Origin of the sequence: uncultured Campylobacter sp. (assembly GCF_938041645.1) — a bacterium.
Classification (GTDB): domain Bacteria; phylum Campylobacterota; class Campylobacteria; order Campylobacterales; family Campylobacteraceae; genus Campylobacter_B.
Map to the genome: position 1 here is coordinate 1 of NZ_CALIST010000001.1, position 26,567 is coordinate 26,567.

A 26,567-nucleotide genomic window follows, 5' to 3' on the forward strand; every position below is an offset into this window, starting at 1 on the left:
CTGGCGGGCTTTTTCGCGGGGCTTGGGGTTTTGATAGTTATCTCTTTGGGGGTCAAGCTCGGCGCCGCAGGATTGATTTTTTAAGCTTTTTGGATGTGTTCATGGCAAACACAGCGTGATTGCAGCAAACACAGCGCGATTACGGGCGCTATCAAGCATCGAAATTTTAAAAACCACATCTTGAGCGCGGCTTATGAATTAGCGCTAATTTTAACTTCTGAGACGTGAGCACGCTTGGAATTTAAAATTTAAGCGGTATTTATTCGCGTAGCCTGCAAATAAAGCAAACTTAAAATTTTGCACGAGTTGCGATAAAATTTGCGTGGCCTTAAATTTTAAATTTCGCGGCTCGCGAAATTCTACGGCGTGAAAATTTTAATACGCAAATTTCACGGCGCGTGCAATTGCGATATAAAATTTCGTAGCAAGAATTTTTGCAGTCTGACGGCGCAAAATTCCTACGATATAGAATTTTAATTGCGCTGCAAGAATCAAAATTATACCGCTTAAATTTTGTGCGGCTAAATTTTAAAACAAAGCGGTAGGCGCAGCTCGCGCGTAAAATTTTAAAATTTATCGTTAATCGCAGGCAGTCTAGCAGGGCGTGCTATTAAATTTTTGGCAATATTTATCGCTTAAGTTTGCGACGTTGCCGCAAAATGCGGGTATCGACGCAAAAATTTAAAGGAACGAAAAATGCAAAAGAGCGCGATTGAGATACGCGGCATTCCCGCCGCCGTTTGGGGGAGCCGCTCGGAAAAGGCCTATATCTACGCTCACGGGCAAGACGGAAGCAAGGAGGATGCGGAGCTTTTGGCTTCCGTCGTTTGCAAGCAAGGCCGGCAGGTAATTAGCTTTGACCTGCCGGGGCACGGACAGAGGCGGCACGAGCCCGCTTCTTGCGATCCGCGGCGCGCTATTTTGGAATTTCGCGAAATTTTATCGTATGCAAAGAAGCGCTGGGACGAGGTCGCGCTGTTTGCCGTTAGCCTAGGGGCATGGCTCGGCCTGCAAAGCTTTCGCGACGAAAAGCTTAGCGACTGCCTCTTCGTCTCGCCGATACTTGATATGAAATACGTTATTTCAAATATTATGCGTAGGGCCGGCGTTAGCGAGGAGAGATTGAAGCAAGAGCGGATGATTTTGACTCATGTCGGGCAACCGCTTTTTTGGGAATATTGGAGTTTTGTTTTGAACAATCCGATCACTAAGTGGGAAACGCCCAGTAGAATTCTATACGCAGAAAACGACGATATGACGCCTCTTTGTATCGTTAGAAATTTCGCGCAGAAGTTCGACTGCGACTTAAGCGTTATGAAAAACGGCGAGCATTGGTTCCATACGCCGCAGCAGTTAGATTATTTACGCAAATGGATCAAATCGGCGGTTGAGAATCGGCGATAAAATTCTATGAGAGATTTTAAAACTCACGCCCAAGCCCGTGCTGATAAAATTCCGCGCGTCTTCAGGGTGCAAATTTCATAAATTTAAGATGATCTTGATATTTTGCTTTAATACGCTTGTTTTATAAGGCGCTTTTCGTAAATCTCAGCTCGCATCGCGTCACGCGAGGGGCATAGCTTCAAAGCACCCATTTCATAAATTTAACAAAGTCCAGCGTATAACATAATCAGGGTGCCTATTGAGCTTCAAAGCACCCATTTCATAAATTTAACCGCAATAGCATAAATCATGACCGATATGAATTACAAACTAAAATATGATTAAAATTTAGCCGATAAGCTGTCAATATAAATGTAAAAATGCCAATTTTAAAGCTAAATTTTAAAAAATGTCTATAAAGATGAATTCTTGAGATCTTAGCATGCTTTTGGCACGAGGTGCGAGCCAATGACAGCTTATCGCACTTCACTAGCACTATCGCGCTTTTGCTACACGGACGCTTTACGAATCCATAGCAGTCGCGCGATTAAATTTTAAAAATTATTTGCCTATTCTAAAGCCATTTAACTTCATATAAGTCGTATCTTTATGAAATGCTTCGCATCGCTCCCTGTTGCGATTGATATTCGAGGTCTCGAAAAAATATCCATCACTATCTTGACGCAAGGTAATCGTCGCGCAAAAGATCATATCGTTTTTGAGTTTCGGTCCTACACCGTAGTCAAAGGATTGATTTAAAGTGACGGTTTTTTCTAGATCGCTATCACTAAACTGTCTGGAGCCCGTCATGCTCTTTAGCTCGCGAAAATTTCCTTGATTTAGATAGTCACGTTGTATATCTTTAAATACGCCTTCAAGCTCGACTGCGTAGGCTTTTACTAAAACCTCATCCTTAGCACCGCTTAATTTAGGATATATTATTTTTACTATCACGAAAATTATGATCGCTAAAAATATTATCCCGCTTACGCCGCCGCCTACTGCTGCACCTTTTCTCATTTTCATCATTTTACTCCTTCGTCGATGTCCTTTACCAAGGCATCTATTTTTTTATTAAGCATAAAATTTTCGTAGCTTTTTTGGATATAGGCTTCAAGCAGTTCGCCCGCATCCAGATGATCGCTACCGCGAGTTAAAATCCGCCAGTCTCTGCCGAAGACCTTCGCAAAGTCATCATCCAGGCTTATCGCGTATTTCTTCGTCAAAGACTTACTCGTCAGCTGAACTGAAATTTCTTTCATTTCTCGCCCAAATTATCGCCTGCCAAAATATCGTCGATCTGCTTGCTTAGATCCTCGTCGCTCATCTTGCGATACGCCAGATCATTTTCTAGCGTGCCAAGCTGCATTCCCAAAGCCTCGTTTTGCGCCTTGACCGTTGCTAGCTCTGTGCGTAGCTTTTCGTTTTCGTCTCTAGCTTCGCTATAGCGTCTAATCAGCTCAGCTACTTTATTGCTTAAGCCCTCGACCTTTTTCTCTTCGTCAAAGATTGATTCCATTATTTCGCCTTTTCTGATATAATTTAAATGAAAATATTACCCAATTTTGGCTTTAAAAAAGGAAAAATTTTGCAAAATTTTAAAATCGAGAGCAAATTCTCTCCGAGCGAGGATCAAGAAAAAGCGATCGAAGGCATCGTCGCAGGCTTTCAAAGCGGCAACAAATACCAAACCCTTCTCGGCGTTACCGGCTCGGGTAAGACTTTCAGCATGGCAAATATCATCAAGCGCCTTGGAATTCCCGCACTCGTAATGACGCATAACAAATCCCTCGCGGCGCAGCTTTATAGCGAATTTAAGGGATTTTTCCCGCAAAATCACGTCGAGTATTTCATCAGCTACTACGATTATTATCAGCCCGAGGCCTACATCCCCAGGCAGGATCTTTTCATCGAAAAGGACAGCGACGTAAATCAAGAACTCGAGCGCTTGCGGCTAAGCGCCACGGCGAGCCTGCTAAGCTTCGACGATGTCATCACCGTGGCGTCGGTTTCGGCAAACTACGGCTTGGGCGATCCCGCCGAATATAAAGGCATGGTACTATTTTTTGAGATCGGATCAAAATTTAGTACTAAATTTTTACTTCGCAAGCTCGTCGATATGGGCTATAAACGCAACGACGATTTTTTTGATCGCGGGAATTTTCGCGTAAACGGCGACGTGATCGACATCTACCCCGCGTATTTTAACGACGAGGCATTTAGGGTCGAGTTTTTCGGCGACGAGATAGAGGCGATGTATCATCTGGACGTGCTGGAAAACAAAAAGACGCAAAGTGCCAAAAAATTTATTCTCTACCCGACGAGCCAGTTCATCGTGGGCGAGCAGCGCCTAAAATCGACGATCAAAGGGATCGAGGAGGAGCTTGAGCAGAGGCTGAAATTTTTCGAGGACGCGGGCAAGCTCGTCGAGGCGCAGCGGCTGAAAGGGCGAGTGGAGTTTGACCTTGAGATGCTGGGCGCTACGGGGATGTGCAAGGGGATCGAAAACTACGCGCGCTATCTGACCGGTCAAAAACCGGGCGAGACGCCCTATTCGCTCTTTGATTACTATGAGAGCAAGGGCAAGGACTATCTCGTCATCGTCGACGAAAGCCACGTGAGCTTGCCGCAGTTTCGCGGGATGTTCGCGGGAGATCGTAGCCGAAAAGAAACGCTCGTAGAGTACGGCTTCCGCCTGCCATCAGCACTTGATAACCGCCCGCTGATGTTTGATGAGTTTATCAATAAAAAGGCTAAATTTCTATTCGTCTCCGCAACGCCAAATGATTACGAGCTTGGTCTTAGCCGCGGCGCCGTATATGAGCAGATACTGCGCCCGACGGGACTACTCGATCCGCAGATCGTCTTAAAAGATAGCGACAACCAGGTCGAAATTTTACACGATATGGCGAAGGAGGTCATCGCGCGCGGCGAGCGAATCTTAGTGACCGTGCTAACCAAAAAGATGGCGGAGGAGCTGAGCAAATACTATCTGGAGTTAGGGCTTAAGGTCAAATATATGCACTCGGACATCGATGCGATCGAGCGTAACGAGCTCATCCGCGGCCTACGCAGCGGCGAATACGATATGCTAATCGGTATAAATTTGCTCCGAGAGGGGCTCGATCTGCCCGAAGTAAGCCTTATCGCGATCATGGATGCCGATAAGGAGGGCTTTTTGCGCTCGCGCACCAGCCTCATTCAGACGATGGGACGAGCCGCGCGAAACGTGAACGGGCAGGTCGTGATGTTTTGTAAAAAGATCACCGCTTCGATGCAAGAGGCGATCGATATTACCCAAAAACGCCGTAAATTTCAAGATGAATACAACCGCGCTCACGGCATAACGCCGCATTCTGCGAGCCGCAATATCGAAGAGAGCCTAAAGATCAAGGACGGCACCGAAATTTTAAGAAAGGGCGCCAATCTCGAAAAAATGCCCGCCGCCGAGCGCGCCAAGATCGTAAAGGAGCTTCGCAAGCAGATGCTCGAAGCCGCAGCGGCTCTGGAGTTTGAAAAGGCCGCAGTACTACGCGATGAGATCGCGAAGCTTAGGAAGCTGTAAATCGCAAGGCTTAAAAGCGCCGTGAAATTTTATCGTGAAATTTGCACGTGAAATTTCATCGGGCAGAACGTGAAATTTGCGCGCATAACACAGAGCGAAATTTGCGCGCCTAATATCGTCAGGCAGAGCGTAAATTTGGGCGATCTGCGCGTTAAATGCTGCGAGGCAAAGCGTAAAATTTAGTCGTGAAATTCTGCGAGGCGGGTTTTAAAATTTGCTCGTTAAATTTAAGATAGTTTGCGCGCGAAATTTATACATTGATTTTTCTCGCTAAATTTACACTCCGCGCCCTTGCTGCACCGGACGCCCGATCCGTAAATCTACGCGCCGAGCTTTTTGCTCTCGTCGACTTCCTTATCCGCAAATTTGCGCGCCGAGCTTTTGATTTCAGCCCGCTTTCGATCCGCAATTTACGAGCCCGATTTGCGGCAGCCCGCACTACCCTACTCTATACCGCTGCGCGCCTTTACGCTTTTTTTGCATCTCTCCGCACCTATCTTCGACTTTTTCCTGCGCGCGCCTGCGTTTAAATTCTGTCGCTTCGCTCGCTCAATCCGTAGCGGCTACGAGCGGACATGCACTCAGACGCCGAGTTTGCGCGTACTTTTTACGCGCCGTTGTGCGCGGATACTTTCAAAATTTTACGCAGAATTCCAAGACTGCCTGCACCTAAATTTGCGCCGCCGCCATAAACGCTTGTTTTTAAGGGCACGAACGAAGTATTTGAACGGCGCGGGAAATGAAATTTAGATGGCGTTTATCGAAGCGTATCTTAGCCGCTGCAGTGCGCCACAAAATTTCAAAAAGGATAACGAGCCGCGATTAAATTTACCTGCGGGAGCGCGCCATTGTGTGCCGATTTGCGCGCTGCGTAAATTTTAAAATTATCTCTAAATTTAAAATTTTATCCGCGGTTAATACTCTCTGCTAAGCTCTAAATTTTCCACGCGCAGCGGTCTTTCGCCTTCGAAAATCACCCCGATGCCGAAAGGCTCGCAAATATCAAGCTCGCCCTCGGCAAACCTTAGCAGCCACTGCGTATCGCGCGCGTAAAACGTGCATTGCGGGAGCTCAAACGGCAGATCGCAAACGGGTACTTCAAGCAGCCTAAGCTCATCCTCGCCCAAACGATACTCGCGTCTAAGCTCGTCTCGCAGGAAGGCAAGGGCGTCTTTTACGTACCGATCGATATTTCGGGCGATCCGCCGAGCAAGCGAAATCGTCTCATCGTCCACATCCGCCGTATCTGCAGACACGAGGCAAAACGGCACCTTGCTAGAGCTTTCGCTTTTTAGCGCCAGTTCCGCGTACCAAATAAAGCCCTCGTCCGTCGCGACTTTTTCAAGCTCGCCAAATTTCCAAGCCATTTTTTGCATTTTATTTCCGCTCCATATTTTCGCATCGTCTTTTAAAATTTTGATGCCGCGCTCGTTTTTGCGCGCTGTATTTAATCCGCGCCGAAAGAATTTGGCTCACTTCTTAGGCTGGCAGGCACAAAAGCTCTAGGCGATTTTTTCCGTCCGAAGCCATGCGAACAAAAATGCCGCAGGCGCCGCAAAGTCCATCAGCACAGATATGCGCGAGCCGTCGCCCGAGATGACGGACAGTATGCCGCCCGCGAACGAAACCCCCACGGCGATCAGAAATAGTGCGTTTTGCGTGTCTTTATACAGCCCGTAATAGAGCCTAGCGATGAAAAACAGAACCGCCAGCGCGCCGATAATCGTGAGGGCGCGATTTTGCAATATCGAAGCAACCGCGTAGGCAATCGCGGTGATAATTATAAATTTGACGTTGGAGACGGTATCGCTGCCCGCAAGCTCGGAGACGCCTTTCGCCGCGCGGTAAAGAAGGATGAGCGAGCCCAGACCCAGGCACGCCCTGATGCTAAATAGCCCCTCGCCGCCCGGTAGGTGCTCCGTAAGCGCAGAAATCAGCATAAGCGCCGCCGATATGATGCCGAAGCGCCTTGCGTCTGCGAGCTTGTCGCGATTGAAGGGGTTTCGCATACCGCCGAAGTCGCCGCCGGAGCTTTTGAAACTTCCTTGCATTTTGCCTCCTTATTTGCGCGATACCAATAAATAATGCGGGAGTGCAGATAAATTCTACTCCAAATTTGAAGTAGACTTTATCTAACAATTCATTTTATTAATTTCTCTTTTTATTCTTTCTTCCTCTTTTTGTTGCTTTAAAATCATATCGGCTTCCTTTTGTGCTTTGATTTTCCTTTTTATTGCTTTTAATCTAGCAAACCGATTAAATTTACTTTTGTATTTAAGTGATAAGACTATATGTGGAATTAGCAATAAAATTAATACTATCAACGGTATAATAGTTGACCTATATTTATTAAATAGGTCGAATAGGCAAATTACAAATAGTCCAAGAATAAGAATCCAAAATGAATATGTTGAATTTAAAGCCCATATAATATCTTTTTTATGCCTTATTTTTAATAGTTTATTTTGAAAATAAAGCTCTATCAACAATGTAATTGGTGAAATCGCAAAAGCAAACATTGCTAATATAATAAACAAAAATACTGGAGTTGAAGTTTCTACTGCCTTATCTACTCTACCTGTTCGAACATATGACATTAAAATCCTTTCTGGTTATTTATAAAAAATTTAAGTTCTTATAAAAGATTATAACTCAAATTTAAACTATTTTCTAATGGTTAAATTTAACCATTAAAGCTCTCCATTTCTTTTATGGAGGGCTTTATAAATTTAGTTTTTAAAACTATGAATAGGCGCGGGTATCTGGCCGCCGCGGGCGATGAAGTCCGCCGATGAGTTTTTATTTACGCTCATCACGGGCGCGCTGCCGAGTAACCCGCCAAACTCCAGCGTGTCGCCCTCTTTGCCTTTTGGTATTATGCGCACGGCGGTCGTTTTTTGGTTTATCACGCCAATCGCGGCCTCGTCGGCTATGATCGCGGCGATCGTCTGCTCGGGCGTATCCTGCGGGATCGCGATCATATCAAGCCCCACCGAGCAGATCGCGGTCATCGCTTCGAGCTTTTCTAAATTTAGCGAGCCCGCACGCACCGCGGCGATCATGCCCTCATCCTCCGAGACGGGGATAAACGCGCCGCTAAGCCCGCCTACTTGGTTGCAGGCCATGACGCCGCCCTTTTTGACCGCGTCGTTTAGTAGCGCAAGCGCAGCCGTCGTGCCGTGCGTGCCGACGCGCTCTAGTCCCATCTCCTCAAGCACGCGCGCTACCGAATCGCCCACCGCCGGAGTCGGAGCTAGCGAGAGATCGACGATGCCAAATTTCACGCCCAGCCGCTCAGACGCCATTTGACCTACGAGCTGTCCGATGCGCGTGATCTTAAACGCCGTCTTTTTTACGGTCTCGGCGACCACGTCAAAGCTCGCCCCGCGCACCTTCTCAAGCGCTCGTTTAACGACGCCCGGGCCGCTGACGCCCACGTTTATGACGACCTCGGCCTCGCCCACGCCGTGAAATGCGCCCGCCATAAAGGGATTATCCTCGACGGCGTTGGCGAACACGACGAGCTTGGCGGCGCCAAGATCCGAAAGTCGCGCGGTTTCTTTTATCACGCGCCCCATATCGGCGACCGCGCTCATATTTATGCCAGTTTTTGTCGAGCCGATATTTACCGACGAGCAGACCTTCTGCGTCGCGGCAAGTGCGGCCGGGATGGAGTCGATTAAAATTTTATCGCCCTTTGCGTAGCCCTTTTGTACTAGCGCCGAAAAGCCGCCGATAAAGTCGATGCCGATCTTTTGCGCCGCCTCGTCCATCGCTCTAGCAAGCGGCACGTAGTCAGTAGCGTTCGTCGCCGCGCCGATGATGGCGATAGGCGTTACGCAGACGCGCTTATTTACGATCGGGATACCAAGCTCGGCTGAAATTTCATTGCCGACCTTTACCAGATCGCGGGCTTTGTCGGTGATTTTTGCGTAAATTTTCTCCGCGGCTTTGTCGATATCCGGATCGATGCAGTCAAGCAGACTGATGCCCATCGTGATCGTGCGGATGTCGAAATTTTGCTCCTCGATCATCGCGATCGTTTCGGTTACGTTTTTGATGTCCATATCGGCACCTTAGATGTTGTGCATGGCGTCAAAGATCGCCGAGCTTTGGATGTTGATCTTTACTTTTAGCTTTTCGCCTAGCTCGTTTAGCTCCTCGCGCAGAGCCGTGAAGTCCTGCTTTTCCTCGCTGGAAACCACCGCCATCATCGTAAAAAACTCATCCAAAACCGTCTGGCTGATGTCGTCTATGTTTAGCCCAAGCTGCGCGAGCTTGGCTGAAACGCCCGCTACAATGCCAACTTTGTCCTTACCGATCACCGTTACGATCGCTTTCATTCTTACTCCTTTTTAAAATTTATTTAGCCGTTTTAAGTGCGGAAGCCCTTTAAAACGACTAAGCCTTGCCGCCGTTTGAAATTATCAGCGCAAACACGATTGCGACCAAAGCGTAAAATATTACCGCGAGCCATATCGCCCATCTATTCACGCCGCCGCCCTTTCTTAGGGCTTCATCGTCCTGTTTATCCAGCAATGAAACAAAACTATAGCAAACGAAATATTTCGCCATAGTTCCGCTACTGACGCTAATCGCCATTCCTATACTTCTATCATATTCATCCAAAAACGGAATAAAGCAGGAAATTAATACAACGGCAAATAGGGCTGCGGCAATTTTATACTCCTTGCGGTACAGAAAAAAGAACAGCGTGCCGAAAAATCCCCACCAACTCCACGTGCTTACATAATTTAACTCGCGCTGCTTGCCCGCGGCGAAAAATTTCTCGCAGGCGCGTGCGTAAATTTCAACCTTACTAGGAGTTTGCAAGAAAATTTCCAGTTTCTGCCGAAGCATCTTGCCGTCAGATAAAATTTCTCTAGCATAATCCGTCATCTCACTCTCCTTAGCGATAAATCCCCACGGCGGCGCGAACCTTTTGCATCAATGAAGCAGCCGTCGCAGCCGCCCTTTGCGCGCCCTGTCTTAGCATCTCGTCTAAAATTTCGCGGTGGCTTTGATAGTATTCGAATTTATCTCGCGCACCTTTGAAGTAGCTAAGCACGAGCTCGTTTAGATACGCCTTGAAGTGCCCGTGCCCCTCGCCTCCGCGCTCGTAGCGAGCCCGCAGCGCCGCTTGATCCGCCGCCTCGCTTAAAAACAGCTTCGCGATATTATAGACATTGCATCCGCGCCACTGCTTAGGCGCTTCTAGCGGCTCGGAGGTCGTTACTATACTTGAAATTTGCTTCTTTAGCGTCGCAGCATCTGCAAAAATATCGATCGTATTGCCGTAGCTCTTGCTCATCTTCGCGCCGTCCGTGCCCGGCACGATCGCTACTTCATCATTTATGCGCGCTTGCGGAATAGTTAAAATTTCGCCGTGGGCGTTGTTAAATTTAAGCGCGATGTCGCGGGCGATCTCGACGTGCTGGATCTGATCCTTGCCCACAGGCACGACTTCCGCGCTGTATAACAGGATGTCCGCTGCCATCAGCACGGGGTAGCTGAACAGATCGTGCTTGCTCTCAAAGCCCTTTGCGATCTTGTCTTTGTATGCGTGCGCCCGCTCGAGCAGCCCCATCGGTGCATATCCGCTTAAAATCCAGTAAAGCTCCAGCACCTCTTTCACGTCGCTTTGTACCCAAAACACCGTCTTTTTAGGATCTATCCCCAGCGATAAAAACGCCGCGGCGGCCTCGTAGGTTGAGCTTTTAAGCTTTGCGCCGTCGCTTACGGAGGTGAGCGCATGGTAGTTTGCGATAAACATAAACATCTGTTCGCCCGCATTTTGCGCATCCACCATCTGCTTGATACTCGCGAAGTAATTGCCCAAATGCAGCTTGCCGCTGGGCTGAAGACCCGTTAAAATTCTCATCGTTGCTCCTTTAAATCAAAATCAGATCGCCGTCTACGAAGCCCGCAGCGACGTGCTTGCACTTAAAAATTTTAGCGCCAGGCATCTGCTCTCGCAGCTCGCGCAGAGCCTGCACGAGCAGTTTTAAAACCTGTCGCCACGAAAGCTTATTTAAAAATTCAAGCTGCAAGCGTGAGCTTTGCGGATAAAATTCATCCTCGTCCTCGCACGCCCAGTCGTCGTCATCCGCATCAAAGCTGCTCGATCCCGCCAATTCAAGCACGTAAGGCTCGTAAAGATCGAAGTGCCACGCGATCACCCGCTTTGGAATTTCCTCGCGCTCTAAGCCCTCGATCAATTCGCGCAGCTTTTGCTTTAGCACCTCTTTCTTTTTAAGCTTATCGCTTTTGTCCTCTTTGCCGTGCGGCTCGGAATTTTTGCCGCCGCCAGAGCACTTCTGCTTAGACATCTTTTTCCCCTTTAAATTTAGCCCGTCGCAGGCGGAGCAAATTTCTTTTACGATCTTTTTTACGCTTTTATTTTCGACGTCGATTACGATGTCGGCCTTTTTTTCATACGCCCCGTCTCTTTCGGCGTGAAGCGCCGCGGCCTTTTGTAGATCCGCTAACAACGGGCGCTTGGCAAATTTTTTCTCTGCGTTTTCGCTGTTTTTTAAGCGTTCAATAATCCCTTCAAAGCTTGATTTCAGATACACGACGGTGCCGATTTTATTTAAATTTTTCACGGCGTAAAAGCCGCCGCCGGTGGAGATCACGGCGCAGCGGACGGACTTTTCTAAAAATTTTGCAAGACCCGCCTCCATCTTTCTAAAGCTTTGCTCGCCCTGCTCTTTAAAAATTTGCCCGATCTTTTTATTGGCGTAGCTTTCGATCATATCGTCGCAATCAAGCGCAAACATCCCGCTTTGCGCAGCCAGCGCCCGCGCTACCGTGCCCTTGCCGACCCCCATAAAGCCGATGAGCACGATGTTACCGCCCTTCATCGCTCTCCCCTTTTTTGCGCGGCAGCAGCACTAGCGGACTTCCCGAAAGAGCAAAGCTCGCGCGCAGCCTGTTCATCAAATAGCGCTTGTAGCTAAAATGTAGCGCACTTGGGCGGTTCATTACAAGAGCGATCTTCGGCGGCGCAAAGCCGATCTGCGCGGCGTAGTAAATTTTAACCGATTTGCCCCGCTCGCGAGGTATCGGATGCGCCTTTATCGCGGCTTCTACCGCCTCATTGATCCTTGCGGTGCCGAGCTTGCGCGTGAAATTTGAATAAACCTCCAAAATGAGCGGATAAATTTTATGTATCCGCTTCCTGTCCGTCGCGCTGACGCTGATGATCGGCGCGTAGGAAAGAAATTTAAACCTATCGCGCAGATCGCGGCAAAACTCGTCGTAATCGCGCTCGCAAAGATCCCATTTGTTTAAAATTATGATTAGACCTAGTTCAAATTTAGCCGCAAGTCCCGCGATGCGCTCGTCCAGCTCGTTTAGCGGCTCGCTTGCGTCAAGCACCAAAAGCGCGATGTCGGAGTTTTGCAAGATTTTTTCGGTGCGATTTAGCGCGAAACGCTCGATGCCCTCGATCTTACCGCGACGACGAATGCCCGCCGTGTCGATAAACTCGAGTGAGCGCCCCCCAAATTCCGTGCTTTCGTTCACCGGATCGATCGTCGTGCCCGCATAATCGCTCACGACCGAGCGCTGCGAGCCGACAAGCGCGTTTAGAAGGCTTGATTTACCGACGTTCACCCGCCCGATGATGCCTACGCCGATGGTTTTGCTAGCGTAAAATTCCTCGTCGCGCCCCTCTTTCGGCTCGCCCTCGTCGTTAAAGCCCTCTATAAAATCATCAAAAATTTCATCCTCGTCCTGCCTTACGGGCGCAGGATCCAAAAAGCCGTAGATCCATTCTTTCAGCTCATCGATGCCGCTGTTGTGCGAGACGGAGATCGGGAAAAATTTAACGCCGAATTCGTTAAACTCCCAGCTGCGCTCCTCGTCGCGCTTGCCGTCGATCTTATTGACCGCTAGGGCGATGGGCTTGCCAAGTCTCTGCAGCGAGAAAAATATCCGCCGCTCGTCATCGCTCGGAAGCAGCTTGCCGTCCGTCATAAAGATTATCAAATCCGCGCTCTTGGCCTCGCTTAGCGTCTTAGCCTGCACGCGCGCAAACAGCTCGGAGGCCTCGTCCAAGCCGCCCGAATCGATCACTCGCACGCGACGATCGAAAATTTCGGCTTCGGCTCTATTGGTATCGCGCGTCGTGCCCGCAACGTCGCTCGTGATGGCGATGCGAGCGCCCGCTAGGCGGTTAAAAAGGCTCGACTTGCCGACGTTGGGGCGCCCGATGATGATCAAACTTTTCACGTTCGTCCTTGTAGTTTTTGGCGCGATTATAACCAAAAATAGATTAAAGCCAAATTCTACGCGCTCGCTAGCGAAAGGAAGCAGCAAAATTTTATAAAATTTAGACGCTAAATTTAGCGAAATTTTATCGCGACACTAGCAAAACGCCGCTCGTAAAAAGTCACCAAGGCGCGAGCCATCGCCGAATATATCGCCGAGGCGGGACTGTGCGTAAATTTCATAAAATTTAAATACCGAAGCCTGGGCGAGAAAACTAGCAACCGAAGCGCGAAACAGACACAACTACACGAAAGTATAAAAGCCCGCAGCTGCGTAAATTTTGACTATTCCGCGCATACAAGCGCCGAATTACAAAACCGAGCCGTCGCGCCCAAATGTGCAAAAGTAGGCGGCGCGGCGAAATATTAAAACGGCGAAATATTAAAATTTAATCATTATGCGTGTATAATTCCGCAAATTTAAAGGGGCGCGATGAAATACAACAACTTCTTGCTGCACCATCTAAGCGTGTATTATATGCTGATGGCGTGCTTTTACTACTCTCTTACGGGCGTTTTTGCCAAGCTTTTGGGCGCGCAAATTTCATCGCTTGAGGTCGTGCTCTTTCGCAATCTGCCCGGACTTTTGATCCTGCTTTATAAAATCAAGGCTCGTCCCCGCATGGCGCGCTTCGCAAACAAGGGCGGTCATCCTTTTACGCTCGCGTTTCGCGGCATTATCGGGATTTTGGGGCTGATGGTGTTTTTTTATAACGTCGCTAACATCAGCCTCGGCGAGGCATTTACCTTTCAAAAAACGGCGTCCATTTGGACGGCGATCATCGCGTACTTTACCCTCGGCGAAAAATTCGGCGCGATGGGCTGGTTCTCGGTCTGCCTAGGCTTTGTGGGCATCGTTTTGGTAATTCAGCCGCAGTTTGGCTTGCAGCCGAGCGATATTTTTGGAATTTTAAGCGGATTATTCGCCGCGATGGCGTTTACCTCCGTGCGCGGGCTGCGCAAATACTATAGCTCCGATACGATCATCCTCTCTGCGCTTCTTGCCGGCACGCTGATGCCCGTAGCGCTTATGATCGCGGCAGAATTTATAGACGCGCCCGCGCTGAGCTTTATGCTTTGCAAATTTAAAATTCCAAACGCGCAGGGCTGGCTCTTTGCTGTGCTTCTGGGGCTGCTGGGGCTATTTTATCAAACCTACGTCACCAAGGCCTACGCCGCGACGCGCAAAGCGGGCATAGTAGCTACGATCAGTTATGCGGACATCATCTTTTCGACGCTATTTGGGCTGCTGCTAGGCGACGCCCTGCCCGGTTTCATGGCACTTGGGGGCATGGCGCTCATCATCGCCGCGGGCGCGCTCGTGGCGAACCGAAAGTAGGACGGCGTGAAGCAGAAGCTTTACTCCGCGTTTTGGCTGAAACATCTGGGCGTTTATTATATGCTAGTAGCAAGCTTTTATTTCGCGCTAAACGGCGCGCTAGCCAAGGTGATGGCGGAGCGGATGAGTAGCGCTGAGATCGTGTTTTTCCGCAACGTCGTAGGCATCGCGATCGTGCTGTTTTCGCTACGGCGGATAAAAAACCTGGGCCCGGGCGGCAAGCCGTGGCTGCTTGCGTTTCGCGGCTTTATCGGCAGCTGCGGTATCTTAGCGACCTTTTATAACATCGCTCACATCGATCTTGGCACCGCTTTTACCTTCCAAAAAACGGCGCCCATTTTCACCGCGCTATTTTCGGCATTTTTCTTAGGCGAAAAGCTAAGCTCTAAGGGTTGGTTTGCGATACTGCTCGGATTTGGCGGAATTTTACTCGTCGTGCGCCCGCACATCGGCATCAGCGTAACCGACGCGGTGGGAATCTTCGGCGGTATGTGCGCGGGGCTTGCATACACGAGCGTGCGCGAGCTCCGCAAACACTACGCCACCAACCTCATCGTGCTGGTTTTTGTCTCGTCAGCCACCTTTCTAAGTGCTACGATGATGATAACGGGCTGGGTGCTTGAAGGTAGCGAGGCTAAAATTTTAGGACTTTTCAGCGGGGCAGATTTGGCGAGGCTTGCTTACTTCAACCCGCCAAGCCTTTTTGGCTGGGTGCTCGTGGCGCTTCTGGGCGTCAGCGGGATCTACTTTCAAATTTACATGACGCGCGCCTACGCCGCTTCGCGCAAAGCGGGCATAGTCGCTGCGATCAGCTATAGCGACATCCTCTTTAGCATGGCACTCGGCATTATGCTAGGCGATCATCTGCCCGGTCCGATCGTGCTAGCAGGCATTGCGGTGGTGATTTTAAGCGGAATTTTAATCGCCCGCGAGCGCTAAATTTAAATCTAAATTTAAAACCAATTCAAATGCGGCGCAAAGCTAAATTTTATCCGCGCCGCAAGCCTACGCTAAATTTCAGCAGTCTAAAAGCTTAAAAAGACTAACATTCAAATCAAAGTTCTACGGCGTAGAAATATTTTTCGACGGATTTAAAATTTTATGCATTTTATCGGTATCGACATCGGCTCTACCTCGTCAAAGGTCGCCGTTATGGACGAACGCGGCGAATTTTGCGAGCTATTTTTGCTGCCAAGCGGCTTTAGCGCGGTCAAGGTCGCGCGCCAGATCAAGCAAGCCTTAGAGCAAAAAGGCTACGCAGAGGGCTTAGTGACGGCTACGGGATACGGACGCGTCAGCGTAGAGTACGCGCAGCTTAGCATGAGCGAAATTTTATGCCACGGGCTTGGGGCACACTTTTTATTTGAGCAAGACTGCACCGTCATCGATGTGGGCGGGCAAGACACCAAAGCGATCAAAATAGAAAACGGCAAACCAGCGGATTTTATCATGAATGACAAATGCTCGGCGGGCACGGGCAAATTTTTAGAGATCAGCGCGGGCCGCTTGGGGCTTGAGCTTAGCGAAATTTACAAAACCGCCCGCAAAAATCCCGCGATTAAAATTAGCTCAACGTGCACTGTTTTTGCAGAAAGCGAGATCGTCTCGCTAAGCGCAAACGGAGCCGAAACTAGCGAGATCGCCTACGCCATCGTGGATTCCTCCGCGCACAAGGTCGCCTCACTCATCAAACGGCTGGAAAATCAAATTTACTTTTTAAGCGGCGGGCTTAGCAACGTGCCGCTCTTTAAACAGCTTCTAGGCGAGCATCTGGGGGCTGAAATTTTTACTCACGAAAACGCAATCTACTGCGGCGCGATGGGCGCTTCGCTTATCGGCGCACGCAAAGCAAACGAAATTTCAAAGGAGACGAGATGAAGATGGATTTTGACGCGCTTAAAAAGCGTAACGCAATGGCTCTGCACGATCTAAAAGAGCAAGGCAAACACGTAGTTGGGATGTTTTGCGCCTATTCGCCGAAGGAGCTTATTTACGCCGCGGGCGCCGTGCCGGTTGGGCTTTGCGCCTATGACGAAAGCCCGATAGATGCCGCTCATGCCGAGCTTCCGCGCAATCTTTGCCCGCTAATCAAAGCAAGCTACGGCTACGCGGTTACGAAAAAATGCCCCTATATGAACGCTAGCGATCTCGTCATAGGCGAAACGACCTGCGACGGTAAGAAAAAGATGTATGAGCTGCTGGCAAAGCACAAGGACGTCCACGTGCTGCAACTGCCGAATATGAGAGACGGCAAGAGCTTGGAGCTTTTTACCGACGAGCTTAGGGAATTTCGCAAAGTTTTAGAGCAAAAATTTGATACGAAAATCACCGATGAAGCGCTGCTCGATGCGGTGCAAATTTACAACGAAGAGCGCGATGTGATGTTGGAGCTTTTAGAGCTTGGCAAACTAAATCCGATGCCGGTAGCGGGCAGCGAAATTCATCAAATTTCATTTGCGAGCGACTTCATATACGACAAGCAGGAGAAGCTTAAAATGATACGCGCCTACATAGCCGCCGCAAAGGAGATGACGCCGCCGAAAACTCGCAAAAAGCGGATCATTATCACCGGCTGTCCAAGCGGAGGCGTGTATGAAAAGGTTATCAAGCAGATCGAAGATCTTGGCGCGGACGTGGTGGCCTTTGAAAACTGCTCCGGCACCAAAGGCTATCAAAACCAAGTAGAAACAAGCGGCGATCTAGTCGCAAATATCGCCGAGCGCTACCTTAAAATTCCATGTTCGGTGATGTATCAAAACGACGCGCGCTCAGAGGTTATCAAGGATTTCGTACGCGAATATCAAGCAGACGGTGTCATCGACGTCGTGCTAAGTGGCTGTCACACCTACGCGATCGAGACAAATAAAATAAAGGAGGCAAGCAAAGAAGCGGGAGTAAGCTATATGAGTCTGGAGACTGACTACTCCAAGCAAGACGTCGGGCAAATTCGAACGCGCTTAGAGGCGTTTATAGAGCTGCTTTAAGCGGGTCGCTCTAAATTTTAAAATGAAGAATTTTCTAAATTTAAAAACAAACCAAAGAAAGGAGAGGTTAGATGAAATTTAAAGAGATAGACGAATCTCGTCGCGGCTTTTTCAAAGGAGTTTTGGCAGCGGCAGCCATCGCCGGACCCGAATCGATGCTCGCCGGCTTCACGCCGTTTAAGCCCGATTCGCTGCAGGTTTGGTCGTGCGGAGGACTGTCCGAAGCATTTAACGAGCTAAACGCCATTTATGAGTCAAGGACGGGACATAATATCCAGTACACCGGCGCCTTTGCGGGTGCGCTCGGAAAGTCGCTGCTAGCCTTGCAAGGCAAGACGGAGGTTTTCGGCGCTCGCGTTTTGGAGCTGTCTCAAAAACTGCGTAAGGCTGGCCTTAGCCTCCGCTTTAGACCGCTATGTTTTACCGACTACGTTTTAGTAGTGCCGAAGGGAAATCCCGCGGGCATTCGCGATCTGAAGGATCTAGCAGAGCCCGGCGTGCGGGTGATGCTGCCGCTAAGGGCATCGCCTCCGGGTAGCGGACCGGTAAAGGGAATTTTGAAAAATTCAGGTCTCACGAGGCCCGTTATGAAAAATATGGTCGCCAACGGCTCATGCGTCATCCAGATGATGTGCGATCTGGTAGATGGCAAGGGCGATGCGTCCATAATCGAAAAGCGCCTAACGACGCACGATAGGTTTAAAGACAAGATCGAATATATGCCTATCGACGAGAAACTCATCCCGCCCGGGCCGCTTACCTTTACGCTAAATATCATGAAGTACGTAAAGGACGAGAAGCTGGCCGACGACTTTGCGGACTTCGTCTGCTCGGACGGGCAGGAAATTTTCGAGCAGCACGGCTTTACCTCCATCCATTCGGCGCGCGGGCTTGAACTCATAGAAAGGTTTGGTGTAAAAGATGTTTAGTATCGTAAATATGGCAAAGATGAAAAAAGTCTCTAGGCTAACTAAAATTCGTCGCTTGGTGCAGCTGATTTTTATAGGCGCGATCGGACAATGGGCGTATTACGGGATTTTTAGATGCCCATTTATCGTGCCTTTCGTAAACTGCCAATCCTGTCCGATCGTTACGTGCTGGGGGCGGATCGCGACCGTGTTTTTCGGCTTTTGGCTGTTTATCCCCGTGCTGGTTATTTTCCTCGGGCGCGCGTTTTGCGGCTGGCTTTGCCCGGGCGGATTCGTCAATCAAATGCTGGGCAAATTTGCCGCTTTCAAGCTTAAGCTAAAAAATAACAGGAAGCTACGATATGCGCAAATAGGCATGGTTCTAGCCGTTTTGCTTAGCGCGGGCGTATATTTTATCTACGGCAACCCTCGCGTCATGATCCCTATCCGCACCAGCGACGAGTATCTCAACGCCGTTATCATGTCCTTTAAATTTTCCGACTGGTACTGGGCGGTTCGCACTGCCGTCGTCGTAGCTCTTATCGCCGCGTCGTTGATCGTAGCAAATTTATGGTGTCGCTTCGCCTGTCCTAGCGGCGGCATAATGGAGCTACTGCGTAAAATTTCAATATTTCGCGTTTATAAAACAGACGCCTGCGACAACTGCAACGCCTGTTTACGCAAATGCGAAATGGGCACGAGACCGGACGAGATGAACTGCACGAACTGCGGCGATTGTATGGATGTTTGCCACGTGGACGCCATCAAATTCGGAAGGAAAAAAGATTAATGAATTTTTTCGCCAAACCCTCCTTCGACAACCATCCGTGCTTTAGCAAAAAAGCGTCCGCGAGCTACGGGCGTGTGCACCTTCCCGTAGCTCCGCATTGTAATATCCAATGCAATTTTTGCAACCGCATCTACGACTGCGCCAACGAAAATCGACCCGGCGTAACGGGGAAGGTGCAAAGCCCGGACGAGGCCGCGCTATACGTGGAAAATCTATTTAAATTTAGACAGGATATCTCTGTCATCGGTATCGCAGGGCCCGGAGATCCTATGTGCGATGCCGACAAGACCCTAGCGACTTTTGAAAAATGTAAAGCCCGTTTCCCTCGCGCCCTACTTTGCCTATCCACAAACGGCCTGTCCCTGCCCGAGCATGTGGATGATATCGTGCGGATCGGCGTGAGCCACGTAACGGTGACCGTTAATGCCGTAACGCCGGGCGTAGGCGGCAAAATTTATGCGTGGGTGCGCCACAAAAACAAAATTTATCACGGCGAAGAGGGCGCTAGAATTCTTGGGGAGCGCCAAGAGGAAGGAATCCGCAAGCTAAAAGAAGCCCGCATGATCGTAAAGATCAATACGGTCGTAATACCTGGCGTAAATATGGATCACGTCCCGCAAATCGCGAAAAAGGCCAAAGAGTGGCAGGCCGATATCATGAACTGCATGGCGATGATCCCCGTGCAGGGCACCCCTTTTGCAAATATCAAATCGCCATCAAACGAAGAAATTCGCAGCATGCGAAAGCTAATCGGCGGCTCCATTCACCAAATGATTCACTGCAGCAGATGCCGCGCCGACGCATGCGGCAAGCTTTGCGAGAAATGAAGACCCCCTTTTAGCGGGTCTTTTATCCGGCGCAGGATACACGCTCTCATAGCGCACAAAATTTTATGTAGAGATTTAAATTTAAAATTTGTCTAAATTTAGAACTAGCAAGTGGCCGATAAGCGGCTTTTTAGCGGCGGCGGTTTTTTAAAATTTAAAAACAATTTTTAAATAATATTATTTTGCCTTTATTTAACTTTTGGTACAATAACTCCAAAATTAGGCATCAAAAAAACCGTATAACGGTAAAATAAAGGAGACATCATGGAAAACGTTTCAAGACGTGATCTACTCAAAATGAGCCTAGTTGGCGCGGGTGCTTTAGCGCTCGGCTCCGTAAACACAAATGCTGCGGTTAACGCTAAAGACGTCAAATTTGACGAAGAGTGGGACGTAGTTATCGTTGGTTCCGGTTTTGCAGGACTTGCAGCAGGTATCACCGCAGCCGAGAAGGGTAATAAGGTGCTGATCCTTGAAAAGATGGGTCGCATCGGCGGCAACAGCGTCATCAACGGCGGCTTATTTGCAGTGCCCAATAACGACAAACAAAAAGCAGAGGGCGTGAAAGATAGCAACGAGCTTTTTATCAAAGACTGCCTGAAAGCGGGTCGGGGCCTAAACCACGTCGATCTCATCGATACCATCGCTACCCGCGCGCAAGACGCGTATAAGCTCACCATAAAATGCGGCGTAAAATACATAGATAAACTCTCGCATCTGGGAGGTCACTCCGTCCCAAGAACCGTTCAAACTACTAACGGCAGCGGCTCGGGCATCGTTCAGCCGATGGTCGAGTATTTTAAAAATTTACAGGATGCGGAGCTTAGACAAAGAGCAAAATTTGATGAATTCGTTTTAGGCGAGGATGGCGGCGTAGAGGGCGTAATTATCAGAGAAAACTACAAATTTGACCCAAATAGTCTAAAAGACGATGTCGAAAATACAAGCGGCGAGAAAAAGACGATCAAAGCCAAAAAAGGCGTAGTTTTGGCAGCGGGCGGATTTTGTCGCGACGTATTTTTTAGAGAGGTGCAAGACCCTTCGATAACCAAAGAAACGGATAGCACAAATCATCCCGGCGCTACGGCGGGCGCGATGAAAGAAGCCTTTAGGATCGGCGCAACTCCAGTGCAGCTAAGCTGGATACAGTTTGGCCCATGGGCTTGCCCAGATGAAAAAGGTTTCGGAGTAGGTTCGTTGTTTAACGTAAATGCAAGCTTCCGCTACGGCATCTCGGTAAACCCTAAAACGGGCAAACGCTATATGAACGAGCTAGCCGACCGCCGCACTAGGGCTCAGGCGATGTTTAAGGTCATCGGTACCGACGGCAACTATCCGATAAATTTCTGCGACGCAAACGGCGTAAAAGCCCTACTTCCCGAGCAGCTCGAAAAGCCTTTAAATTCGGGAATTTTAAAAAAATTTGATAGCATCGATGAAATTGCGGCATTTTATAAAATTCCAGCCGATGAGCTAAAAAAGACCGTCGAGCGCTATAACGGCTTCGTAAAAGCAGGCAAAGATGATGACTTTGGCAAGCCTTTAGATAAAACTACTACTGACGGCTATGACGTTTCTAAACCGCCTTTTTACGCTATACGCGGTACGCCAAAACTCCACCACACTATGGGCGGTATCGATATCAATACCAAAGCCCAGGTTATCTCGCTACAAACAGAGATGCCGATTCCAAGACTATTTGCCGCAGGCGAGATCACAGGCGGCGTACACGGAGCTAGCCGCTTAGGTAGCGTGGCGATCGCAGATTGTCTGACATTCGGTATGATCGCAGGAGAGAATATAGGCTAATTTTCGGCGTCTTTCGGACGCTTTTTGCGGAGCTTGCTAAAATTTTGCTTGACAGACTATTTTGTCTAGCCTGCGCAAAATTTTAGCCGCGCAACCCCAAAAATCGCCTAGAAATACTTGCAAATTTTATTTTAATCGCAGGCTGAATTTAAAGTTAAATTTGAAAATTCGGCTTGCGGTACTTTTAAATTTAAAGCCGAATTTGCAGTTAAATTTGTAAATTTGACATCCGAAAGGAATTCGCATGAAACACAAAGCGTTTCTCGCCTTGTGCGCATCTATGCTACTATGCTCTTTTGCATTTAGCGCAGGCGCACCAAGCGCAAAGATAACGTCTTTAGTAGATCTTAACGTCACCGACGAGCTGCGAGCCAAACACCCTTTAAAGCCTCATCACGAAAAGCTAAGCTTCACCTGTCTTGATTGTCACGAAGGACAAGGAAACGACGCTAGTAAATTTAAATCCATAGGCGATAAAGGCTGTTTGTCCTGTCACGGCGACAAGAAAAAGATAGCTAAAAGACTAGAATACATGGATCTGCTAAAAGCAAATCCCCACAACTCGGTTCACGACGGCCCTACGCTATACTGCGACGAGTGCCACAACGAGCATAAAAAATCAACCAATATGTGCACGGAGTGCCACGAACACGAAGTTCCGCAATGGATGGGGGTAACGCCATGAAAATTTCAAAGAAAGTACTAGCGCTTATTATATTAGCAAGCGGCATTATAGGGTTTTTAGTGGTACTTCCCGTGCATTACGCCCTAGAAGAAACTAGCGGAGAGAAGTTTTGCGTAGTATGCCACGAGATGGATCCTATGGTTATAGCTTATAGTAACGACGTACATAGCGGCAAAGGTAAAAGCGGAGTAAGGGCTAAATGCGTAGACTGCCACATACCTCACGACAACCTAGCCAAATACGTCTTAGTTAAAGCTAAAAACGGGTTGATGGAGGGATATATTCATTTCTTCAAAGACCCGGAGGCTATAGACTGGCATAAAAATAGAGAAAAAAGAGAGCACTTCGTATTTGACAACGGTTGCGTTAGCTGCCATACGAATTTGGTGGATAATAAGCTAACGAGCCCGCAAGCTCAAAAGATGCACGCTCACTATCAAAGCTTGCTAAATACGGATAAGCAACTAACCTGCGCTAGCTGTCATGCCGAGGTAGGCCACAGCGGGCTAAACAATATGCTAAACTACTGGAAGCCTGAATACAAAATCTACGAAAAGAAAGCCGCAATCAAAAAAGAAGAGATAAAGAAGGCATATTTTGGGGAGGATTATGTGGGGCCGAAAGTAGAAAATAAAGAAGGCAATGCCACCAAAAAGTAGGCTAAAATGAAGAAAATTTTGCTCGTTAGCGACGACGTAGAGATGCAACTAAGTCTCAACGCCGCGCTTTAGCAAGAATTCGGCAAATTTTAAGCCAGCAAAATTCACACGATAACGGGAGTCGGACTCCCGTTATGATCTTCATAGACAGACCATCTCTACGCTTTATAAGAAAATTTACTACGCCAAATACGACTACTTTATAATCAAACTTTTACCCAAAAAATTTTATCTCTCGTATTTGGAAGCTGCCGAATTTTATTCGGGAATAAATTTTAACCAAAGCTCGCATCCACTCAGCTCAAAACATAAAATTTAAAATAAGCCGTTTTCGATATAATTTTCAAAAATTTCGGAGCGGAAAATGGGTAGAAAAGAGCTTCTGGGCGGCGCAAAACGTATCGTCGTAAAAATCGGTACTTCGACGCTTACGAACGCGGACGGTTCGTTAAATGAGCGGCTCATCAAAGGTCTAGTCGCGCAAATTTGCAAGCTAAAAGATGTGGGCTTTTGCGTGGTTTTGGTAAGCTCGGGCGCCGTGGGCGCGGGCATGGGGCTGCTAGGCATCGCGCAAAGACCTAAAATTTTAAGCCGCAAGCAGGCTCTAGCAGCGGTCGGACAGGTCGCGCTGATGCATCTTTACGAGCGGCTATTTTGGGCGCACGACTGCATTATCGCGCAGCTGCTGCTAAGCCGAGGCGATTTTAGCGACAGGGTGCGCTATCTTAGCGTGCGAAACGTCTGCGCGGAGCTACTCTCGCGCGGCATCGTGCCGATCATAAACGAAAACGATCCCGTCGTAGCAGATGAACTCAAAGTGGGCGACAACGACACGCTAAGTGCGCTCGTTGCAGGGCTAATCGATGCTGATCTGCTCGTGATTTTAAGCGACATCAACGGGCTGTACGACAAAAATCCGAGCGAGCACGCGGACGCAAAACTTTTAAGCTTTATCGAAAAAATCGACGAGCGCGTCGTCAAAATGGCAGGCGGCGAGGGCAGTAAATTCGGCACGGGCGGCATGGCGACCAAGATCGCGGCGGCGCAAATGGCAAATCAGATCGGCACGAGTCTGATCATCGCAAACGGGCGTACGGACGGAATTTTGCTTAAAATAGCGGCGGGCGAGGAGGTAGGCACCCTCTTTAGCGCGGGCGCGGCGCGGCTTAGCTCGCGTAAATACTGGCTCGCATACGGCGCGATTAGCAAAGGCGCGGTGATTATCGACGCAGGGGCGGCAGAGGCGATAAAATCGGGCAAAAGCCTGCTTGCGGTCGGGATTGCGGAGGTGCGCGGCGAATTTGAGCGCGGCGAGATCGTAAGCCTCTGCATGGCGGACGACAAGCTATTAGCGCACGGCATTAGCAACTATTCAAGCTGCGAGCTTGCGCGCATAGCGGGCGTAAAAAGCGATGAGATAGAGCAGGCTTTAGGCTACAAAAGCGACGATGACGCGATCCACGCGGATAATATCGCGCTGCAATGAAATTTTAGCCGTGTTCTGTGCGTTTAAAATTTCAAACGGAAGGCGTAGATGAAAAAGATTATATTTTTTTTTGCACTACTCTTGGCGGGCGCGGCGTGGACGGCAAAATTTGACGAACCGGACGCCGATAAAAACGGCGAGCTAGACGTTTTTGAACTGCGCGGATATGAGCCGGCGGATTACGTAAAAGCGCTATGCGCGAATTGAAATGAGAAGGTTGGGCGTAATGCCTGGCGAGTAAGCGAAATTTTGACGCAAGAAAATCCGAAATAAAATGGCCCAAAGCGTGCTAAATTTAAGCCGTCGTGCGCGGATAAAAATAAGACGCACTGGAATTTTAGACGCGATAGAAGCGACGCTCGCGGCATTTTTATACGCAGCATGCGATTTGATTTATAGATTAAGGAGCGAAAATGAACGAAATTTTAGATATCTGTAAGCGCGCAAAGGCCGCTTGCGGCGAGCTTTTGAGACTTGGTAGCAAGGCTAAATTTGAAATTTTAAACGCCGTGGCGGATGAGCTGCTCGCACAAAAGGACGCGATAAAAGCGACAAACGCCAAAGACCTTACAAACGGCGAGAGATCAGGCTTGAACGCAGCGCTGCTAGACCGTCTAAGGCTAACCGACGCCCGTATCGAGGCGATGGCGCAGGGCGTGCGCGAAGTGGCGGGATTTGCAGAGGTCGTGGGCGAAAATCTAGGCGGCTGGAGCCATCCAAACGGCATGCAAATCAGCCGCGTGCGCGTGCCACTGGGTGTGCTCGGCATCATCTACGAGAGCCGTCCAAACGTCAGTATCGACGCGGCGGCTCTGGCGCTAAAAAGCGGCAACGCAGCGATCCTGCGAGGCAGTGCAAGCGCGCTAAATTCAAACATCTTTTTAGTAAATTTATTTAACGAAGCCGGGGCGAAATTTGGCTTACCGACGGGCGCGGTGCAGCTCGTGGAGAGCGCCGAACGCGAAGTCGTAGCGCAAATGGCGAAAATGAGCGAGTATATCGATGTTTTGATACCGCGCGGCGGCAAGAGCTTAAAAGACTTTATAGCGCAAAACGCGACCGTGCCGATCATCATGACGGGCGCGGGGGTTTGCCACATCTTCGTCGATGAGAGCGCAAATTTAAGCGAGGCTGCAAAGATAATCAAAAACGCCAAAACCCAGCGCCCAAGCGTCTGCAACGCCGTAGAGTGCGTGCTTTTGCATGAGCGCGTGGCGGGCGAAATTTTGCCTGAGCTTGTGCGCGAGATGCCGGAGGTCGAGTTTCGCGTGAGCGAGCAGCTACTGGGCGCGTGCGAGTCGGAGCTGCGAGGCGCTAAAAACGTCAAGCCTGCCAGCGAGAGCGACTTTGGCGCCGAGTTTTTGGATCTCGTTTTGGCTGTGCGCGCCGTGCGGGATGCGGATGAGGCGATCAGCTTTATAAATGCGCATTCTAGCGGCCATTCGGACGCGATTTTAAGCGAAAACTACGCAAACATCGAGCGGTTTTTAAACGAAGTTGGCAGCGCAGTCGTCTACGCCAACGCCTCGACTCGTTTTAGCGACGGCAGCGAGTTTGGATTTGGCGGCGAGATCGGCATCAGCACGCAAAAGCTGCACGCCAGAGGGCCGATGGGGGTGAGGGAGCTCACGACCTATAAATACGTCGTCCGCGGAGACGGGCAAATTCGTTAGCGGCTCGTCTTTTTCAAAAGGCCCATTTTGCGAGCGCTTTTGAGAGAAATTTTGCTTCTCTTGCGCTCGCAACTGCAAGCAGAAGTCTAGCTTGCGCAAAATTTTAGCTTCTAACTCAAAAAATCGCCTCGAAGCTCGGCTTACCGTCGCCCGCTCGACAATAATCGCAACCATCTGCCGCCTCGA

The 26,567-nt window shown here is 49.1% G+C and carries 26 protein-coding genes and 1 pseudogene; 15 read left to right on the forward strand and 12 right to left on the reverse strand.

The window, feature by feature from the left end; translation table 11 throughout:
- Positions 1 to 696: 696 nt before the first annotated feature.
- A complete protein-coding gene (locus tag Q0600_RS00005) occupies positions 697 to 1,404 on the forward strand; it encodes an alpha/beta hydrolase (protein ID WP_298755398.1) in 708 nt (235 codons plus the stop codon).
- 540 nt (positions 1,405 to 1,944) lie between these two features.
- Here the strand turns inward: Q0600_RS00005 and Q0600_RS00010 are convergent.
- From Q0600_RS00010 to Q0600_RS00020, 3 genes are read right to left on the reverse strand one after another with little or no spacing between them, the layout of a single operon-like run.
- Positions 1,945 to 2,412 carry a hypothetical protein gene (locus Q0600_RS00010; protein WP_177388005.1) on the reverse strand — a complete coding sequence of 156 codons (468 nt, stop codon included), beginning with the start codon at positions 2,410 to 2,412 and terminating at the stop codon, positions 1,945 to 1,947.
- The gene (locus tag Q0600_RS00015) at positions 2,409 to 2,645 is read right to left on the reverse strand and encodes a hypothetical protein (RefSeq protein ID WP_005871317.1); all 237 of its coding nucleotides are present in this window, start codon (positions 2,643 to 2,645) and stop codon (positions 2,409 to 2,411) included. Before Q0600_RS00015 ends, Q0600_RS00010 begins: the two co-directional genes overlap by 4 nt.
- Positions 2,642 to 2,902: a hypothetical protein gene (locus tag Q0600_RS00020; protein WP_177388007.1), complete on the reverse strand. Its 261-nt coding sequence runs from the start codon at positions 2,900 to 2,902 to the stop codon at positions 2,642 to 2,644. The genes Q0600_RS00015 and Q0600_RS00020 overlap by 4 nt, the downstream gene beginning before the upstream one ends.
- A gap of 27 nt (positions 2,903 to 2,929) precedes the next feature.
- Between Q0600_RS00020 and uvrB the strand changes: the two genes are divergently transcribed.
- Entirely contained in the window at positions 2,930 to 4,948 is a 2,019-nt protein-coding gene (uvrB, locus tag Q0600_RS00025; protein WP_298755401.1) for an excinuclease ABC subunit UvrB, read from the forward strand.
- A gap of 914 nt (positions 4,949 to 5,862) precedes the next feature.
- Here the strand turns inward: uvrB and Q0600_RS00030 are convergent.
- The 9 genes and pseudogenes from Q0600_RS00030 to der all read right to left on the reverse strand — a co-directional run bounded on the left by Q0600_RS00030 (position 5,863) and on the right by der (position 13,183).
- Positions 5,863 to 6,324: a hypothetical protein gene (locus Q0600_RS00030; RefSeq protein WP_298755404.1), complete on the reverse strand. Its 462-nt coding sequence runs from the start codon at positions 6,322 to 6,324 to the stop codon at positions 5,863 to 5,865.
- 126 nt (positions 6,325 to 6,450) lie between these two features.
- Positions 6,451 to 6,999, reverse strand: a complete 549-nt coding sequence (locus tag Q0600_RS00035) for a hypothetical protein (protein WP_298755407.1) — start codon at positions 6,997 to 6,999, stop codon at positions 6,451 to 6,453.
- Positions 7,000 to 7,080: 81 nt separating this feature from the next.
- Positions 7,081 to 7,545, reverse strand: coding sequence for a hypothetical protein (locus tag Q0600_RS00040; protein WP_298755410.1), 465 nt, complete (start codon positions 7,543 to 7,545; stop codon positions 7,081 to 7,083).
- Between the two features lie 132 nt (positions 7,546 to 7,677).
- Positions 7,678 to 9,015, reverse strand: coding sequence for a PFL family protein (locus Q0600_RS00045; RefSeq protein ID WP_298755413.1), 1,338 nt, complete (start codon positions 9,013 to 9,015; stop codon positions 7,678 to 7,680).
- A gap of 9 nt (positions 9,016 to 9,024) precedes the next feature.
- On the reverse strand, positions 9,025 to 9,291 hold the full coding sequence (locus Q0600_RS00050; RefSeq protein WP_005871308.1) for an ACT domain-containing protein: 267 nt from the start codon (positions 9,289 to 9,291) through the stop codon (positions 9,025 to 9,027).
- A gap of 58 nt (positions 9,292 to 9,349) precedes the next feature.
- Complete coding sequence (locus tag Q0600_RS00055; protein ID WP_298755416.1) at positions 9,350 to 9,847, reverse strand: DUF2628 domain-containing protein; 498 nt, start codon at positions 9,845 to 9,847, stop codon at positions 9,350 to 9,352.
- Between the two features lie 10 nt (positions 9,848 to 9,857).
- On the reverse strand, positions 9,858 to 10,829 hold the full coding sequence (gene trpS / locus Q0600_RS00060; RefSeq protein WP_298755419.1) for a tryptophan--tRNA ligase: 972 nt from the start codon (positions 10,827 to 10,829) through the stop codon (positions 9,858 to 9,860).
- A gap of 487 nt (positions 10,830 to 11,316) precedes the next feature.
- Positions 11,317 to 11,811, reverse strand: a pseudogene (locus Q0600_RS00065) (shikimate kinase); the annotation flags it as partial.
- Positions 11,798 to 13,183 carry a ribosome biogenesis GTPase Der gene (gene der / locus Q0600_RS00070; RefSeq protein ID WP_298755422.1) on the reverse strand — a complete coding sequence of 462 codons (1,386 nt, stop codon included), beginning with the start codon at positions 13,181 to 13,183 and terminating at the stop codon, positions 11,798 to 11,800. The pseudogene Q0600_RS00065 and the gene der, both read right to left, overlap by 14 nt.
- Before the next feature lie 471 nt (positions 13,184 to 13,654).
- Here der and Q0600_RS00075 point away from each other — a divergent pair, with 471 nt between their 5' ends.
- From Q0600_RS00075 to Q0600_RS00135, 13 genes are all read left to right on the forward strand, one after another.
- Complete coding sequence (locus tag Q0600_RS00075; protein ID WP_298755425.1) at positions 13,655 to 14,560, forward strand: DMT family transporter; 906 nt, start codon at positions 13,655 to 13,657, stop codon at positions 14,558 to 14,560.
- 6 nt (positions 14,561 to 14,566) lie between these two features.
- Complete coding sequence (locus Q0600_RS00080; RefSeq protein WP_298755428.1) at positions 14,567 to 15,499, forward strand: DMT family transporter; 933 nt, start codon at positions 14,567 to 14,569, stop codon at positions 15,497 to 15,499.
- Positions 15,500 to 15,661: 162 nt separating this feature from the next.
- Positions 15,662 to 16,438, forward strand: coding sequence for an acyl-CoA dehydratase activase (locus Q0600_RS00085; RefSeq protein WP_298755430.1), 777 nt, complete (start codon positions 15,662 to 15,664; stop codon positions 16,436 to 16,438).
- On the forward strand, positions 16,435 to 17,544 hold the full coding sequence (locus Q0600_RS00090; RefSeq protein ID WP_298755432.1) for a double-cubane-cluster-containing anaerobic reductase: 1,110 nt from the start codon (positions 16,435 to 16,437) through the stop codon (positions 17,542 to 17,544). Before Q0600_RS00085 ends, Q0600_RS00090 begins: the two co-directional genes overlap by 4 nt.
- Before the next feature lie 71 nt (positions 17,545 to 17,615).
- Positions 17,616 to 18,473 carry a substrate-binding domain-containing protein gene (locus Q0600_RS00095; RefSeq protein WP_298755435.1) on the forward strand — a complete coding sequence of 286 codons (858 nt, stop codon included), beginning with the start codon at positions 17,616 to 17,618 and terminating at the stop codon, positions 18,471 to 18,473.
- A complete protein-coding gene (locus Q0600_RS00100; RefSeq protein ID WP_297920880.1) occupies positions 18,466 to 19,242 on the forward strand; it encodes a 4Fe-4S binding protein in 777 nt (258 codons plus the stop codon). Before Q0600_RS00095 ends, Q0600_RS00100 begins: the two co-directional genes overlap by 8 nt.
- Positions 19,242 to 20,069, forward strand: coding sequence for a radical SAM protein (locus tag Q0600_RS00105; protein ID WP_298755437.1), 828 nt, complete (start codon positions 19,242 to 19,244; stop codon positions 20,067 to 20,069). The genes Q0600_RS00100 and Q0600_RS00105 overlap by 1 nt, the downstream gene beginning before the upstream one ends.
- 264 nt (positions 20,070 to 20,333) lie before the next feature.
- Positions 20,334 to 21,878: a flavocytochrome c gene (locus Q0600_RS00110; RefSeq protein ID WP_298755439.1), complete on the forward strand. Its 1,545-nt coding sequence runs from the start codon at positions 20,334 to 20,336 to the stop codon at positions 21,876 to 21,878.
- A gap of 244 nt (positions 21,879 to 22,122) precedes the next feature.
- Positions 22,123 to 22,563 (forward strand): cytochrome c3 family protein, encoded by a 441-nt coding sequence (locus Q0600_RS00115; RefSeq protein ID WP_002947156.1) that lies wholly within the window; start codon positions 22,123 to 22,125, stop codon positions 22,561 to 22,563.
- Positions 22,560 to 23,222, forward strand: coding sequence for a NapC/NirT family cytochrome c (locus Q0600_RS00120; RefSeq protein WP_298755448.1), 663 nt, complete (start codon positions 22,560 to 22,562; stop codon positions 23,220 to 23,222). Before Q0600_RS00115 ends, Q0600_RS00120 begins: the two co-directional genes overlap by 4 nt.
- Before the next feature lie 364 nt (positions 23,223 to 23,586).
- Positions 23,587 to 24,708 carry a glutamate 5-kinase gene (gene proB, locus Q0600_RS00125; protein ID WP_298755442.1) on the forward strand — a complete coding sequence of 374 codons (1,122 nt, stop codon included), beginning with the start codon at positions 23,587 to 23,589 and terminating at the stop codon, positions 24,706 to 24,708.
- Between the two features lie 48 nt (positions 24,709 to 24,756).
- Positions 24,757 to 24,915, forward strand: a complete 159-nt coding sequence (locus Q0600_RS00130; RefSeq protein WP_298755444.1) for a hypothetical protein — start codon at positions 24,757 to 24,759, stop codon at positions 24,913 to 24,915.
- Positions 24,916 to 25,121: 206 nt separating this feature from the next.
- On the forward strand, positions 25,122 to 26,381 hold the full coding sequence (locus Q0600_RS00135) for a glutamate-5-semialdehyde dehydrogenase (protein WP_298755446.1): 1,260 nt from the start codon (positions 25,122 to 25,124) through the stop codon (positions 26,379 to 26,381).
- Positions 26,382 to 26,567: the final 186 nt, after the last annotated feature.